The organism is Neobacillus sp. CF12 (assembly GCF_030348765.1).
Taxonomy (GTDB): Bacteria; Bacillota; Bacilli; order Bacillales; family Cytobacillaceae; genus Neobacillus.
Map to the genome: position 1 here is coordinate 261,556 of NZ_JAUCEU010000007.1, position 13,726 is coordinate 275,281.

Here is a 13,726-nt window from a genome sequence, read left to right on the forward strand (position 1 = left end):
ATGAAAAATAAAATGATAGCTACAGTTATTTTAATAGTGGCAGTTATATTCATTGCCATATTTTTTTTCGAACAGCATCCAGAATTAACTTCACCATGGGTGAATCAACCAACTAAAGAGCAAGATACACAAGAATCTGCACCAATACCACTTTCCCCGTTACAGCCAATCTATGTGGAAGATCCTAGTGGATACTCGCTGCAAAACAATCAATTACAGGTCACTTTCAATAAAGGAAGCGATTGGGCCGTAGTACCTGTTGAAAAAGAGAAATTATTTGATGGAGAGTACAATGGGGACAAGGAAGAGCTGATTAAGAATAGTTTCATACTTACCAAAAATCGTGCAACATTCATATATGCTGAGGGGGACAGCATCAAATTAATTTCTTCCCTAGACCGAGGAAAAACTTGGGAAGACAGTGTTGTTACCGCTCAATATCCGCCCATCCGGTTCCGAAAGGTTGGATTTTTAAATGAAAGGTTTGGTTATGTCATCCTTTCAGGCGATCGAACGATGTCTCAAGAATGGACGACCGTTTATCTTACGCATAATGGCGGTAAGCAATGGAAAGAGACTACTCATTCTAATGTTACAAGATTAATATACGATGGAGGTTTTGTTGATGAAAACACAGGATTCCTCTCTTTTGGAATTCTTAATCCTGTCGAGCCAGATTTTTACGTCACCCAAGATAGTGGCAACTCCTGGAGTAAAGCAAACATTATCATTCCAGAACAGTATCGAGAAATCTTTGTGATGGCGGAAGTCCCTTTCAAAGAAGACGATCATTTGGCAGTTCATCTCAATCAAGGTCCTAATAGGGACTATCAAGGTGGGAAGGTAAAGGGAAAATTTATTTCAATCGATAAAGGTCTAACGTGGGCGTTTTCCATGGAAGTACTGCCAACTGAAGTTAATTAATCGATTTCCACCCAATATGACAAAAATGTCACTTTAGATGTTGTTAAATCGATGGTTACAGGGAAAATTAGCACGTATAGTATGGAGGTGAAGGAGGACGAACAAATGACTAAAATTATACAAACAAAGAACTTAATGAAATCTTACGGAAAAACACAAGTTTTAAAAAATATTGATTTGACCATTGAACAAGGGGAATTTACCGCGATTATGGGTCCATCGGGTTCTGGGAAAACAACTTTAATGAATACCCTTTCAACGATTGACAGTTTTAACGGCGGGGAGGTTTGGATTGAGGAGAAGTCACTGTTAGAAATGAAAAAGAAGGAATTAAGAGAATTCCGCCAAAAACGAATGGGTTTTATTTTTCAAGATTACAACTTACTAGACACCTTGACCGTGAAAGAAAATATTCTGCTGCCACTCTCGTTGCAAAAAACACCTGTCGAGGAAATGGAGCAGCGTTTAACGAAATTGGTGGATGCGTTACATATTGAATCGATTTTACAACAGTATCCGTCCGAAATTTCCGGCGGTCAAAAACAGAGAACAGCTGCTGCAAGGGCGATTATTACAAATCCTGCGATAGTGTTTGCGGATGAGCCTACTGGTTCCCTAGATTCCCGATCTGCTACTCAGTTGTTAGAACAAATTCAATTTCTCAATCAAACCTTTAAGACAACGGTATTAATGATCACCCACGACCCCTATGCAGCGAGCTACTGTCAGAGGGTCATTTTTCTCCGTGATGGAAAAATCGTCAATGAAATGTTTAAAGGGGAGCAAACGGAAAAAGAATTCTTTGACAAAATCCTGACGATTCAAAGTGCATTAGGAAGTGACCGGCGATGAATATTGTGGATTTATCATGGAGAAATATGAAGCGGAATTTCCGTCTTTATACCATCTATTTCATTTCCATGCTGGTTGGTGTTGTCATTTACTTTACTTTTTCTGGGTTAATGTTTAACGAGGACGTTGTGGCAGCGATACAAAATAAAGAGAACTACAAAACCGTTATTTTCATTGCTTCGATGATCGTGTTTTTGTTTATTGTGTTTTTTATTTTGTATGCGAACTCCTTTTTTATGAAGCAGCGGAAAAAAGAATTTGGTATGTACCTACTATACGGGATGAAAGAAAGACAAGTTGCTTCAATGGTCTTTTTTGAAACGTTATTTCTAAGTACAATTGCTGTATCCGGGGGTATTTTAATTGGTGGATTCCTATCGAAATTCTTCGGTGCCGTTTTAATGAACTTAATGCATTACCAAGACGACATTTCATTTGCTTTTCCACTTGAATCAATCATCTCAACGATTCTGCTCTTCGCTTTATTAATCGTTATTATTACGATCCAAAGTTATCTAAATGTCCGGCGTGTGCAGATAGTTGAATTGTTTCATGCCAAAGAAAAAATGGACAAACCGTTGAAATTTTCCACTGGATTGGCGATTTTATCGATCGTTTTGATTGTAGGGGCCTATTATACAATTATGCAATCAGGAGATACGGATATATGGAAGGATCATTTTAAAGAGACATTGATTGCTACAACACTAGCATTGATAGTAGGAACGTACTTATTTTTTCGCCAGTTTTCAGGCTGGATTTTACAAAAAATGAGCCAAAGTAAAAATTATTATAATGGGAACAATTTGTTATGGATTTCGTCTCTACGGTTTTCTATACGAGGGAATACCATCAACTTTACTTTTAATTCATTAATTAGTGCTGTTGTCATCTTTGCTGTTGGATTTATTGCTGTAGATTATGCCGTGAAGGCAGACGTTGTCAAAAAAGAATTTCCAAACCATCTTGCCTATTCATCGGTGGATGATCAATCACAAAAACAGATTGAACAAATATTGAATGAGTCACATCCGATTATTGACCATGAAACTATTACTGGAATTCAGACAGAAAAAATCCCAAATAGAAAAACGTATTTTAACTATCCCGAATATTACACGGAGGAGTTTACTCTTTTCCCTGAGTCACAGCTAAATGCGATTGTTTATTTACGTGATGAGGGTGAAAAAGTAGATTTAGAAGGGGAAGAAGCCATTATCTTAACAAGAGGAGTAGATGAACCTTTTAAATTTAAAAGCTCTCAACCAGAAATTACCGTTTTAGAAGACAATACCTTTCGTGTAGTCGAAAAGATTCGATACCCATTGTTAAGTATTCCGACGAGTCCTGGGGGAGATACCGACACTCAACCTTCTGTACTCGTTATTTCAGACGAAGCTTTTGGGCAGTTAAAAGAAAATCATCCCCTTTCTTCCTATGAAATTTATCAAATCGAGGATCCGAAAACATCCAATGACATGTCACGAAAAATTTACGATATTGTGATGAAAACAGAAGGGGCCTATTATTCAGCCTATGTTGATCAATATTCCCTTAATACGGAATCGTCTTCATTAGTATTGTTTTCTGTTGCGTTCTATGGCGTGATTGCACTGTTTGCGTTAGGAAGCGTTATTTATTTTAAACAACTTCGCGAAGCTACCGAGGAGCAAGAGCATTACGCCATTCTACGAAAAATGGGTGTTGGCGATCATGAACTAAAAAGGATTATTCGGAAACAATTGCTGTTCGTATTTTTACCGCCACTCATCCTTGGATTGGTGCACAGTTGGTTTCTTTTATACTACACTGTTATTTTAGTGATAAAAGATTTACCTTCGTTAACGACAATAATTTTTTCTGTGATGGGTTTGTACGTCTTAACGTACCTAATCTTTTACCTATCATCGACATCGATTTACTACAAAATTATAAATGAAAAAAACACACGTTAAGTTTTACTCATCGTGTGTTTTTTGTATTCTTAAATAGTGGTCGCTATCAAGAGGAAAGTGCACACTAAATTGGGTGAACGTTCCCACTTCTGATGTACAACGAATGTAATGTCCTAATTTGTTACATAATTGTTGGGCCAAATATAACCCCATTCCGGTTGACTTCGCATGATTGCGTCCCGTTTCTCCGGTAAAGCCTCGATTAAAAATACGCGGAAGGTCTTTTTGACTGATACCAATTCCATTGTCGCGAATTCGCAACTGTTTTTCATTTGATGTATTAACAGCTGAAATGATAATTTCCCCGCCAGGTTCTGTATATTTTAAACTATTGGTCATTAACTGGTTGATGATAAACTGCAGCCATTTCGGGTCACTTTGGACCTCGAATGAATTTGTCTGAATGTCAATGCGGATTTTTTTTGAAAAAAAGGTTTTTGAATGAGCCTTTATAATCTCTTTGGTAATCCTGATAACGTCACAATTTTGAATATCGTAATCCTGGTTAAAGCTATCGAGTTTGGCGTAATAGAGAGCTTGGTCAACATAATTTTCAATTTTCGTGATTTCTTCTCTTAAACTATTTATATCCATCTCGGTTTGCTGGAGTAAGCGAAGGACGGCAATCGGCGTTTTGATTTCATGGAACCAAGAAACGATAAAATCATAATGCTCATACTGCCTTTCTTGGATGATATTCATTTCACGGATATGCTGCTTTTTCAATTCTTCGATATAGGTTTTCGCGAATTCTCCTTCCAGCGTCAAACTTTCATATTGTTCACCAGACAGTTGACGGATTACTTGTACATTTTGCTGGTAGCGATAGAATAAAAATCCCAATAACACAACGAATGAGAGGGCAAAGGCATAAAAGAATGTCCCCCAAGCCCAGTTGCCATTGCTGTAGGTGAAAAATACTGCTGCCGAGATTAGAAAGGTGGTTAAATACAGATATATATAAGGCTTTTCATAAGTTAGAAAACGGAAGAAGGTCATTCGATCAAATACCCCATTCCTTTTCGGGTGCCAATGAAGTCCTCCAGTCCAAGTGCTGCAATTTTCCTGCGCATCCGGTTCACGTTCACGGTCAGTGTGTTATCATCGACAAACTGTTCTTCATTCCATAGTGCCTGCATTAAGTCCTCTCGCGAAACAATTTTTCCGATATTTCGCATCATTACTTGTAATAGGATGAATTCATTCCTGCTTAAATCATTGGTTTGACTCTTATATTCAATCGTTGAATTGGTTACATTTAATTTCAAGCCACGATGGTTGAATTGGAGACTCCCACCCTCTTGATAGGTATATTTCCGGCGGATAAGTGCACTGATTTTTGCGAGAAGGATATCCAAATCAAACGGCTTTTGGATAAAATCATCCCCACCCATATTGATCGCCATAATGATATCCATATTCTGATTTCGGGATGAAAGGAAGATAATTGGCACCTTAGAAACAGAGCGTATTTGCTGGCACCAGTAGTAGCCATCAAAAACAGGAAGATTGATATCGATAAGAACGAGGTGCGGATCTGTTTTCTCAAATTCCGTTAACACCTGGTCAAACTGGGTCACTTCTACCACATCATACTGCCATTTTTTCAATGTATCTCCGACAATCTTTCTTATTTTCTCATCGTCTTCAATGATCATTATTCTATACATAAAATCCCTCATTATTGATAATGTGTTCACTAGTTTTACTTTAACACAAATATGGGGGGATTATCATGTCATGTCGGGATTCACAGAACCTAGTAATAAAGATTCATTCGAACAAGATATATTGGTAATAATGCATCATGTAATCTTTTGTAATAATTTGAAAAGTCAGTATAAAGGCATCTTGTGATGCGACAGGCTGTAGGGATACGATTATAAGGAATACTTTTACAAATATTCCTTAATTAGTAATTTGTAAATTAGTGAAACTATTAACATATTGATAATTTGAATACAAGTTGCCTAATCCTACTTATCATTAGGCAATTAGTAGAATAAATCATAAAAGATAAATATAGGGGGTGATTAATAATAAATAGCTCTAGTTAAAAAATATTGACATCATGTTTCGGCATAATACTATTTTGGTAGGGGGAAAATCATGTTTAAAAAGTCTAAAACAATACTCGCTTCTTTATTAACACTAACCATGATGTCTGAAGTTGGTTCTTTAAGTCAACCTGTTAATGTTTATGCTGAGTCTAAAGTACATACAGCTTTATCAGCTCCAAGTGAAATTGACATCCCTGCTATAACCCAAACCTCTATTTCATTGAAATGGAACGAAGTTGATGGTGCACAAAGTTATAATATATATCGTACTAAATTGGGATATAAGGATTATAAATTAATTAGTAACGCACAAACTCCCAATTTTGTTGATGATACTGTTGAAAACGATTCCACTTATAAATATAAGGTTGCTGCATTAAATAATTCCGGAGAAGGGAAACAATCTGTTGAGGTGTTAGGTATGACAGAATGGTCTTTCCCAAAGCTGGTAAGTAAGATTGATATAAGTGCAGCGGGCACTGGAAATAGAATGCGAATCGGCGATATGAACGGAGACGGCCGCCAAGATATTTTAATGGTACAGCCTGCAAATGTAAGAGACGATGCTCGCAATCCGCGTTATGTAGGACATTTAGCCGCCTATGATATTGAAGGAAACTTATTGTGGCAGCAAGGAACAGTAGATCCGAAAGTTACAACTAGTGGGGCAGATGAGCCTGTTCAGATTTATGATATTGATGCAGATGGCGAAAATGAAATACTGACCGTTATGCAGATGGGTGAAGATACAGAAAAGTACTTTTACATTTTTGATGGAAAAACCGGTGAGATAGAGAAAAAACATGAACTTCCGAGTCAAAGAGCTCATGATGCCATTTTTATTGCTAATTTCTCTGGTAACCCAACTCCACAAGATATCTTATTGAAGGACAGATATTCAGACGTCTGGGCGATGGACAAGGATTTTAACCAACTATGGCATTATGAAGGAAAGACTGGACATGGCTTACTGCCGTTTGACTTTGATGGGGATGGAAGAGATGAGTTAGTGAACAACTATTCCTTAATTTCTCACGATGGCAAGGAACTATGGCGACATGATTTACCGGATCATGTAGATACCCACTGGGTAGCAGATATAAACGATGATGGAGAGAATGAAATCATTCTTGGTGGTTCCGATACGTTTGCCTTTGATGTTAATGGTAACCAACTATTTAGAAATCGTGATACAGTAGAACCACAACAGATACTTGTAGGTGATTACCGTATCGACTCTCCTGGCTTAGAACTTGCAGGATTAGATAGAATTAACAGAGGAAAACCAGGTCGTGATGGAATGTTCCTTTTTACCTCAGAAGGTAAAACTTTATATCAGGAGCAGCGGTCGATGGGAGATTGGGGAAGTATCGTACGTCCTCTTGACAACTGGACAGGAAGTTATACACCGCTCATCACTACATACAGAAGAGGTGTAGATGCAGAAAATCCAAATGGTGTGGTACCAAAGCTTTACGATGGATATTTTAATCCTATCGTTACCTTTAATGGACATACGGATGCAAAAGAGCAAGTAATGGTAGCAGATATGTCTGGTGATTCTAGGGATGAACTGATCGTTTACAATCTTACTGGAGAACTATCAGTATCTATTTACTCCAATGGTACAAGCAATCTAAAGGAACATATTACAGGTGTTACCCGTATGCCTGACTTTAGAAACTACAATTTCAGCAGATATGATTCCCGAAGATATGATTTAACGGTTAAAACTCTTATTCCTGCAGGGATTAAGGCAAGTGTAAACAATCGTGCTGATATTGATGTAAGTTGGATTCCTATATTAGGGATAGAAAACTACAATATTTATCGTTCATCAACGCCAGATGGTGAATTTACAAAGATTGGAACTTCTACCATCCCAGAGTTACAGATAATACAGCACCTATTGGAACATCATATTATAAGGTAACCGCTGTGAACAGCGAAGGTGAATCGAATTTGCCGATTGTGGCGGCTAGCGAAACGATTAGCGCTAGTGAAATTCTTCCACCTGTGAAAACGGATGAATCAACTACTTACAAAGCAGGGAGCACTCTTCCAGTAAAGTTCCAATTAATGGATGAGGTAGGTAACTACCTTTCTGGAGCTACTGCAGAGATTTATGTAGAAGACGCTAATGGTGTATCTACAAGTTCAGCAGTAAAAGAGAATCTGTTCCGCTATGATTCTATTGCAAATCAATATATTTTCAACCTCAGTACAAAGTCAATGTCTGCAGGGATATATAATATAATGATAGATGTAGGTAACCGAACGTTCTATGATTTCAATATTTTACTAAAATAGGTGGTTATTCTTTACTAAGTTTATGATTGAGATGAGAGACAGAAAGCCAGGAAAATCCGAACAAAGGATTATTCCTGGTTTTTTATGCCAATGTTGCATAATTGCTGTAATTTTAGAAATCATTTGTGTGCTAGGATGATAGAATTAATAATATGCATCGAATCCCATTCCCTTGCAGATAGAAAGGTGATGGGATATTTTTTTGGAAAGATCGTTTCGACAATTTCACTTGGAGCCAAGCCATCATCGAAAAGTTTGATGATGGTTCCTTGGAGAGTTAACAAATATTCTAGCTTTCTTTGTAAAGCGGCACGCCCATTCTCTAAAAAGCCAGCATGGCAGCAAAATACATCCTCAAATTCATAGGTTAATACTCTCGATAAGGAGTCAATAATGGTTGGGATGCTTTCCTCACGTAAAGCAACCTTCGTCTTTTCTTGAACATACAGATCCCCAGTAAAAAGTTGACCGGTTTCTCGATTTAAAAATGCCAAATGATCAATTGCATGACCAGGTGTTTCAATTACATCCCAGACAGCATTTCGGGATACAAATGTATTACCGATTGTCTCTGCATGAAAAGGTCGACGTTTCCCCCAAAATACCTTTCGATACAGTGGATAAGCTGCCTTCTTTTTACAATAATCTAGCATTGTATCATTCATATAAATTGGTAGGTTGAGCTCTTGTTGTAAAAAGGCCGCACAGCCAGTATGGTCTTCATGAAAATGGGTGATGACAACTTGATCAATATCTTGTTGTTTAAAAAATGGTTGAAACTCCTTTTCTAAAGATGCTGCCCCAGTATCTATTAGAACTCCATCCACAATGAAGCAATGAACATTTAATTTTACCCCTTGAAATGCGACTGTACCGTTTCCCATTTGAACGTCATGTATCGTTTGCTGGTTGAAACTCTTTTTTACGAACATAAATGAAATCCTCCCCACTAACCTTCCCTTTGTCAAATTTTAACACAAAATGAATAGGTATTCATTACAAATCATTAAAACACTGAGAAGTTTATCCAATGGAGATCAGATATTAATAGAAATAAAAGTCTTTTCAAAAATAGTAGGATGGAGTATTATGGTAAAAACTAATCGAGGTGTTTACAAAATGAATGTGAAGGACAAATGGAATTTAAAACATAGTGATCGACTAACTCACTTGAAGGAACCTCAACCTAATCCAAGATTAAAGAAGTTGGCTTCTTACTTTAAAGAAGGAGGTACAGCCCTGGATATAGCTTGTGGTCTTGGGGGAAACAGTTTGTTCCTTGCTGGAATGAACAATCAAGTCGAGGCCATTGATATTTCTGACGTTGCGATCAACCATGTCCAAGAGCTGGCTGCCAAAGACAATCTTAGTGTCCAGCCTCGCGTTGCTGATCTTACAGAAATGAATGCTTTATCTCGGCAGAATGATCCCTTTGACTTCATTATCATGTCCTATTACTTAGATCGTTCACTGTTTCCAGTCGTAAAGGACCTTCTAAAAGATGGAGGTTATTTCTTCATGGAAACCTATTACCAGTCTCCATTAACTCAGAATCAAATGGTATCCGATCAATTTAAGCTGCAATCAAATGAATTGTTAGCTGAATTTGGAGATTGGAAGGTTCTTTATTTTGAAGAGAACGAGCAAGAAGGATGGCAATCGATTTTTTGCCAGAAACGTTAATGAATGATAGTGAATTCATTATAGTAATTACTAAGTAAATTGGGGAAATTATTCATAAAAAAGTTGGAGTGAAAAAATGCTCATACTATATGTGGTAGTTTTCCTATTAGCAGCAATAAAATGGGGGGATTGGAGAAACTGGAGTAACTATTATCCAACCATTTTATTCTTTATGGTCGGTGACCTTTTGAAGAATTTTTTATTTTATCAACATTGGATGTGGACTTACAAAGAAACAATGTTTGCTGAAAATATCCTTAGGAATCACACGATCATTAACCTTATGGTCATATTCATTGGGTATCCATCAACGATTTTGCTTTATTTAGGGAAATTTCCTTATACAAGATGGAAGCAAGGATTGTGGGTGGCTTTTTGGGTGTTTCTTTATTCCATATTGGAATACATAAATCTTCATTACTTCTATTTAATCAGGCATCATAACGGCTGGAATATGACTTGGTCCGTGATATTTAATATCGTTATGTTCATAATGTTATTCATACATCATAAAAAACCTCTATTGGCTTGGGGGTTATCTGTTATATGGATTATTTTTCTGTTAATGATGTTCCCGATACCACTTGAAAAAATGAAATAATATATTTTTTTGAAAGAAAGGAGGAAATGATTATGCATATGAATACGCTGCCCCCTTTATTATCAGATCGAATTATTGAACGTGCGGAGAAACTTAATACAACGCTATTAAGTGATGCGATGGGTTGTACCGGTGGTATGGATTATCAAATAAAGCCAGTTGCCACTAGGATGAAAGTAGTCGGTACCGCTACCACTTTATCGCTGAAACCAAGTGATAATGTTTCTTTGAACGATGCTATTTACGCCGCTAAGGAAGGGTACGTCCTAGTCATAGACGGTAAAGGTGAAACCTCTCATGCTTATTTAGGAGAGTTATTGACACGAGCTGCAAAGGCTGTCGGTTTTAAAGGGATCGTGATTGATGGTCCTGTTAGAGATAGGGAAGAGTTAGAAACATTGGGCTTTCCTGTTTTTGCAAAGGGATTTGTTCCGAATGGACCTTTGAAGCTGGGCGGTGGAGAAATCAATGTTCGCATAAACTGTGGGAACGTAACCGTTAACCCAGGAGATTTAGTGGTAGGGGATGCAGATGGGGTTACGATCGTACCTAGAGAACAAATTGAAGAAGTGTTTCAAAAGGCAGAAAATAAGTTAGACTACGAGAAAAATAGAATTCTTGAATTTACGTTGTATGAAGAAAAGAGAAAAAGAGGAGAACATCAGGAGCCGCTTAAAAGGAGATCATGAGGAAACTTCCGATTGAATTAAAGTGCTCAAGTTTTTATGAAATAGGGGAAATATTGAATATATTATTTGTTTGCACAGATAATTTTACTCGAAGTGTAATTTTTAGGAAAAATTAAATCAGTGGATTTCAACTAGAGTCCACTGATTTAATTTTCCAGCTTTCATTGTTTACAAAAAATTTGTGTGATATAGTAGTAACATTACTTATTAAAGAGGTTTAATAAGTTTTTTGTTGGATGCTTATTAAAGATGTTTAATAAGTTGAATTTACTAGGTGGTGACGATGTGAATACTACACCAAAAGCAATGAAAACCGAAATCCTTCGAGGCATTCGTAAATCTCTCTTAGAACTCGAAAGTGCAACCAAAGTTGAACTTAGCGATAAATTAGGCATTAGTTTCCCTACAATTAGTAAATTCCTTGCACAAATGGAAAAGGATGGTGAACTGATTTCAATTGGGCTTGATGATTCGAGTGGCGGAAGAAGGGCAAAAAGGTATCGATACAATCCAGAGTATATGTTAGGCTTGGCTATCTTTTTGGAGAGAACAGAGACAAATTATATTGTTTTTAACTGTAAAGGTGAAGTCAAGGATGCGGGAAACACCTCAAGTCTATTAGTAGATGCTGATTTATCATTATTAACTCAGTGTGTTGAGAATATATTAGAAAAATTCCCGAAAATTGGTTCCATCGCGGTTGGTGTACCAGGATCTGTTAATAATGGTCAAATTATTTATATACCTGGTTATGGGCAACTTGAAAACTTTGATTTGAAGGGGTACTTAGAAAATCATTTTTCAATTCCTGTTGAGATAGAGAACGATATGAATGCAGCAGTGCTTGGGTTTCACGATAGCAAAGGAAAGAAGAAAAATGAATCACTTGTTTATCTCTATTCGGGTCAAAACGGCCCAGGTGCAGGAATTATGGTAAACGGGACTGTCGTGCGAGGCAGCACTAATTTTTCAGGAGAGGTTTCATTTGTTCCACAGTATGATGACAAGAATTTTCAAAAGGCTTTGGGAAATGAAGCCGGGACAAAGAAGGCATTAATAGGTGAGGAACATGAGATTGATGCCATTAGTAGGTTAGTAGCTTCATTTGTAGCGATCATTAATCCTCATATGATTATTTTTTGCGATGATGAAGTTAACCAAAATACCATAAACGCAATTTTAAAACGAAGCTCAACGTATATTCCACCAGCACATCTTCCGGAACTTATTATGAGTGATTGGAAACAAGACTATCTATTTGGATTACAAAGTCTTAGTCTTGATCGCATGTTCACCTCTATAAGCAATTAAAACAAATCATATTAAGGAAAATGAAAGGCGGAATTATACTTGGCTACATTCTTTTTAGTAATTATTTACTTGGCTTTTATCAGCTTAGGTTTACCAGATTCATTGTTGGGGGTTTCATGGGCCATGATGCAATCTGAATTCGGAGCACGACTTGAGACTGCTGGATTGCTTTTTATGACAATCGCTGGAGGAACGATCATTTCCAGTTTTGCTAGCGGGGTTTTGCTTAAACGCTTCGGAACGGGTATTGTCACATTTATCAGTTGTTTAATGACAGCCGGAGCACTGCTTGGATTTCACTTTGCTCCTTCGATTTTTTGGTTATTTATTTGTGCGATACCACTCGGATTAGGTGCAGGTGCAGTTGATGCGGGAATAAACAATTACGTAGCAACACATTACAAAGCACACCACATGAGTTGGCTGCATTGTTTTTGGGGAGTTGGGGCCACGCTTGGTCCCGTTATTATGGCTCAATTTATTGTGGGGGAGCAGTCTTGGAGAAGTGGGTATCTTGCCATCGCTGGACTTCAGTTTGTTTTAGTCGTTATTTTATTTCTTACTTTACCTTTATGGAATAAGGTTGGTGGAAACAGCCATGGTAATTCATCGGAAGAACTAGAAAATACAAATAATGGAATGTATGAAGCAGATGTTAAAAATAGAAAACCTATGCAAATTACGGGGGTTAAGCTTGCTTTAATCGCTTTCTTGTTTTACTGTGGCGCTGAAGCAGCAATGGGGCTTTGGGGAAGTAGTTTCCTCGTAAATGTGAAAGACTTATCGGTAGATGTCGCAGCAAAATGGGTTTCCTTTTATTATGCGGGTATAACCTTCGGAAGATTTATCACAGGATTTGTTACCATGAAAGTAAGTAACCGTACTCTCATTCGTACCGGGCAAATCACTGCCTTAGTTGGTGCTGTACTTCTATTCCTGCCATTCCCCTCCACTTTCTCGCTTGTAGGTTTTATTTTAGTTGGATTAGGATTAGCACCTATTTTTCCATGTATGTTACAAGAAACACCAATCCGATTTGGAAAGGAGCATTCTCAGACCATTATGGGCTATCAAATGGCTGTTGCCTATACAGGCAGTACGTTCCTGCCCCCACTTTTGGGTTTCATAGCAGCACGCTCAACAATAGGAATCTTCCCATTTGTAATTGCGGGTTTTATTGCATTGATGTTCTGGGGATCTGAAATCTTGAATGGCATTTTGAAAAGAAACGATTTATTAAAAAAGAAAAACTCCACAGTAATTTGATCTTGGGCCATTCAGAGATTAATAGAATTAAGCTTTTTGTATGTTGAAGGTGCAGTCCAAAAAGTCATTTAACTG

Annotated in this window: 13 protein-coding genes; 10 read left to right on the plus strand and 3 right to left on the minus strand. The window is 37.4% G+C overall.

Annotated elements, in window-relative coordinates:
- The 3 genes from QUG14_RS01440 to QUG14_RS01450 all read left to right on the plus strand — a co-directional run bounded on the left by QUG14_RS01440 (position 1) and on the right by QUG14_RS01450 (position 3,731).
- The gene (locus tag QUG14_RS01440) at positions 1 to 924 is read left to right on the plus strand and encodes a WD40/YVTN/BNR-like repeat-containing protein (protein ID WP_289338665.1); all 924 of its coding nucleotides are present in this window, start codon (positions 1 to 3) and stop codon (positions 922 to 924) included.
- Between the two features lie 105 nt (positions 925 to 1,029).
- Positions 1,030 to 1,776: an ABC transporter ATP-binding protein gene (locus QUG14_RS01445; protein ID WP_289338667.1), complete on the plus strand. Its 747-nt coding sequence runs from the start codon at positions 1,030 to 1,032 to the stop codon at positions 1,774 to 1,776.
- The gene (locus QUG14_RS01450; RefSeq protein ID WP_289338669.1) at positions 1,773 to 3,731 is read left to right on the plus strand and encodes an ABC transporter permease; all 1,959 of its coding nucleotides are present in this window, start codon (positions 1,773 to 1,775) and stop codon (positions 3,729 to 3,731) included. The genes QUG14_RS01445 and QUG14_RS01450 overlap by 4 nt, the downstream gene beginning before the upstream one ends.
- Positions 3,732 to 3,734: 3 nt before the next feature.
- On the opposite strand, the gene QUG14_RS01455 is transcribed toward QUG14_RS01450, so the two are convergent.
- Both QUG14_RS01455 and QUG14_RS01460 read right to left on the minus strand, forming a co-directional pair.
- On the minus strand, positions 3,735 to 4,730 hold the full coding sequence (locus QUG14_RS01455) for a sensor histidine kinase (RefSeq protein ID WP_289338671.1): 996 nt from the start codon (positions 4,728 to 4,730) through the stop codon (positions 3,735 to 3,737).
- Positions 4,727 to 5,401 carry a response regulator transcription factor gene (locus QUG14_RS01460; RefSeq protein WP_289338673.1) on the minus strand — a complete coding sequence of 225 codons (675 nt, stop codon included), beginning with the start codon at positions 5,399 to 5,401 and terminating at the stop codon, positions 4,727 to 4,729. Before QUG14_RS01460 ends, QUG14_RS01455 begins: the two co-directional genes overlap by 4 nt.
- Positions 5,402 to 5,840: 439 nt before the next feature.
- Here QUG14_RS01460 and QUG14_RS01465 point away from each other — a divergent pair, with 439 nt between their 5' ends.
- Positions 5,841 to 7,724, plus strand: a complete 1,884-nt coding sequence (locus QUG14_RS01465; protein WP_289338676.1) for a rhamnogalacturonan lyase family protein — start codon at positions 5,841 to 5,843, stop codon at positions 7,722 to 7,724.
- A gap of 5 nt (positions 7,725 to 7,729) precedes the next feature.
- Positions 7,730 to 8,101 carry a PxKF domain-containing protein gene (locus QUG14_RS01470; protein ID WP_289338677.1) on the plus strand — a complete coding sequence of 124 codons (372 nt, stop codon included), beginning with the start codon at positions 7,730 to 7,732 and terminating at the stop codon, positions 8,099 to 8,101.
- 119 nt (positions 8,102 to 8,220) lie between these two features.
- Here QUG14_RS01470 and QUG14_RS01475 read toward each other — a convergent pair whose 3' ends face one another.
- On the minus strand, positions 8,221 to 9,033 hold the full coding sequence (locus QUG14_RS01475) for an MBL fold metallo-hydrolase (protein WP_289338679.1): 813 nt from the start codon (positions 9,031 to 9,033) through the stop codon (positions 8,221 to 8,223).
- A 157-nt stretch (positions 9,034 to 9,190) separates the two neighbouring features.
- Between QUG14_RS01475 and QUG14_RS01480 the strand changes: the two genes are divergently transcribed.
- The 5 genes from QUG14_RS01480 to QUG14_RS01500 all read left to right on the plus strand — a co-directional run bounded on the left by QUG14_RS01480 (position 9,191) and on the right by QUG14_RS01500 (position 13,651).
- Positions 9,191 to 9,784, plus strand: a complete 594-nt coding sequence (locus QUG14_RS01480) for a class I SAM-dependent methyltransferase (protein WP_289338681.1) — start codon at positions 9,191 to 9,193, stop codon at positions 9,782 to 9,784.
- Between the two features lie 76 nt (positions 9,785 to 9,860).
- Complete coding sequence (locus QUG14_RS01485) at positions 9,861 to 10,385, plus strand: CBO0543 family protein (RefSeq protein ID WP_289338683.1); 525 nt, start codon at positions 9,861 to 9,863, stop codon at positions 10,383 to 10,385.
- A gap of 32 nt (positions 10,386 to 10,417) precedes the next feature.
- Positions 10,418 to 11,074, plus strand: coding sequence for an RraA family protein (locus QUG14_RS01490; RefSeq protein WP_289338685.1), 657 nt, complete (start codon positions 10,418 to 10,420; stop codon positions 11,072 to 11,074).
- Between the two features lie 249 nt (positions 11,075 to 11,323).
- The gene (locus QUG14_RS01495) at positions 11,324 to 12,385 is read left to right on the plus strand and encodes an ROK family transcriptional regulator (protein WP_289338687.1); all 1,062 of its coding nucleotides are present in this window, start codon (positions 11,324 to 11,326) and stop codon (positions 12,383 to 12,385) included.
- Between the two features lie 39 nt (positions 12,386 to 12,424).
- On the plus strand, positions 12,425 to 13,651 hold the full coding sequence (locus QUG14_RS01500) for an MFS transporter (RefSeq protein WP_289338688.1): 1,227 nt from the start codon (positions 12,425 to 12,427) through the stop codon (positions 13,649 to 13,651).
- Positions 13,652 to 13,726: the final 75 nt, after the last annotated feature.

Excerpts from the sequence above, each read along its gene's own strand:
- QUG14_RS01440 (WP_289338665.1), top strand. The coding sequence starts at position 1 with ATGAAAAATAAAATGATAGCTACAGTTATTTTAATAGTGGCAGTTATA.
- QUG14_RS01445 (WP_289338667.1), top strand. The coding sequence starts at position 1,030 with ATGACTAAAATTATACAAACAAAGAACTTAATGAAATCTTACGGAAAA.
- QUG14_RS01450 (WP_289338669.1), top strand. The coding sequence starts at position 1,773 with ATGAATATTGTGGATTTATCATGGAGAAATATGAAGCGGAATTTCCGT.
- QUG14_RS01455 (WP_289338671.1), bottom strand. The coding sequence starts at position 4,730 with ATGACCTTCTTCCGTTTTCTAACTTATGAAAAGCCTTATATATATCTG.
- QUG14_RS01460 (WP_289338673.1), bottom strand. The coding sequence starts at position 5,401 with ATGTATAGAATAATGATCATTGAAGACGATGAGAAAATAAGAAAGATT.
- QUG14_RS01465 (WP_289338676.1), top strand. The coding sequence starts at position 5,841 with ATGTTTAAAAAGTCTAAAACAATACTCGCTTCTTTATTAACACTAACC.
- QUG14_RS01475 (WP_289338679.1), bottom strand. The coding sequence starts at position 9,033 with ATGTTCGTAAAAAAGAGTTTCAACCAGCAAACGATACATGACGTTCAA.
- QUG14_RS01480 (WP_289338681.1), top strand. The coding sequence starts at position 9,191 with ATGGTAAAAACTAATCGAGGTGTTTACAAAATGAATGTGAAGGACAAA.
- QUG14_RS01485 (WP_289338683.1), top strand. The coding sequence starts at position 9,861 with ATGCTCATACTATATGTGGTAGTTTTCCTATTAGCAGCAATAAAATGG.
- QUG14_RS01490 (WP_289338685.1), top strand. The coding sequence starts at position 10,418 with ATGCATATGAATACGCTGCCCCCTTTATTATCAGATCGAATTATTGAA.
- QUG14_RS01495 (WP_289338687.1), top strand. The coding sequence starts at position 11,324 with ATGTTTAATAAGTTGAATTTACTAGGTGGTGACGATGTGAATACTACA.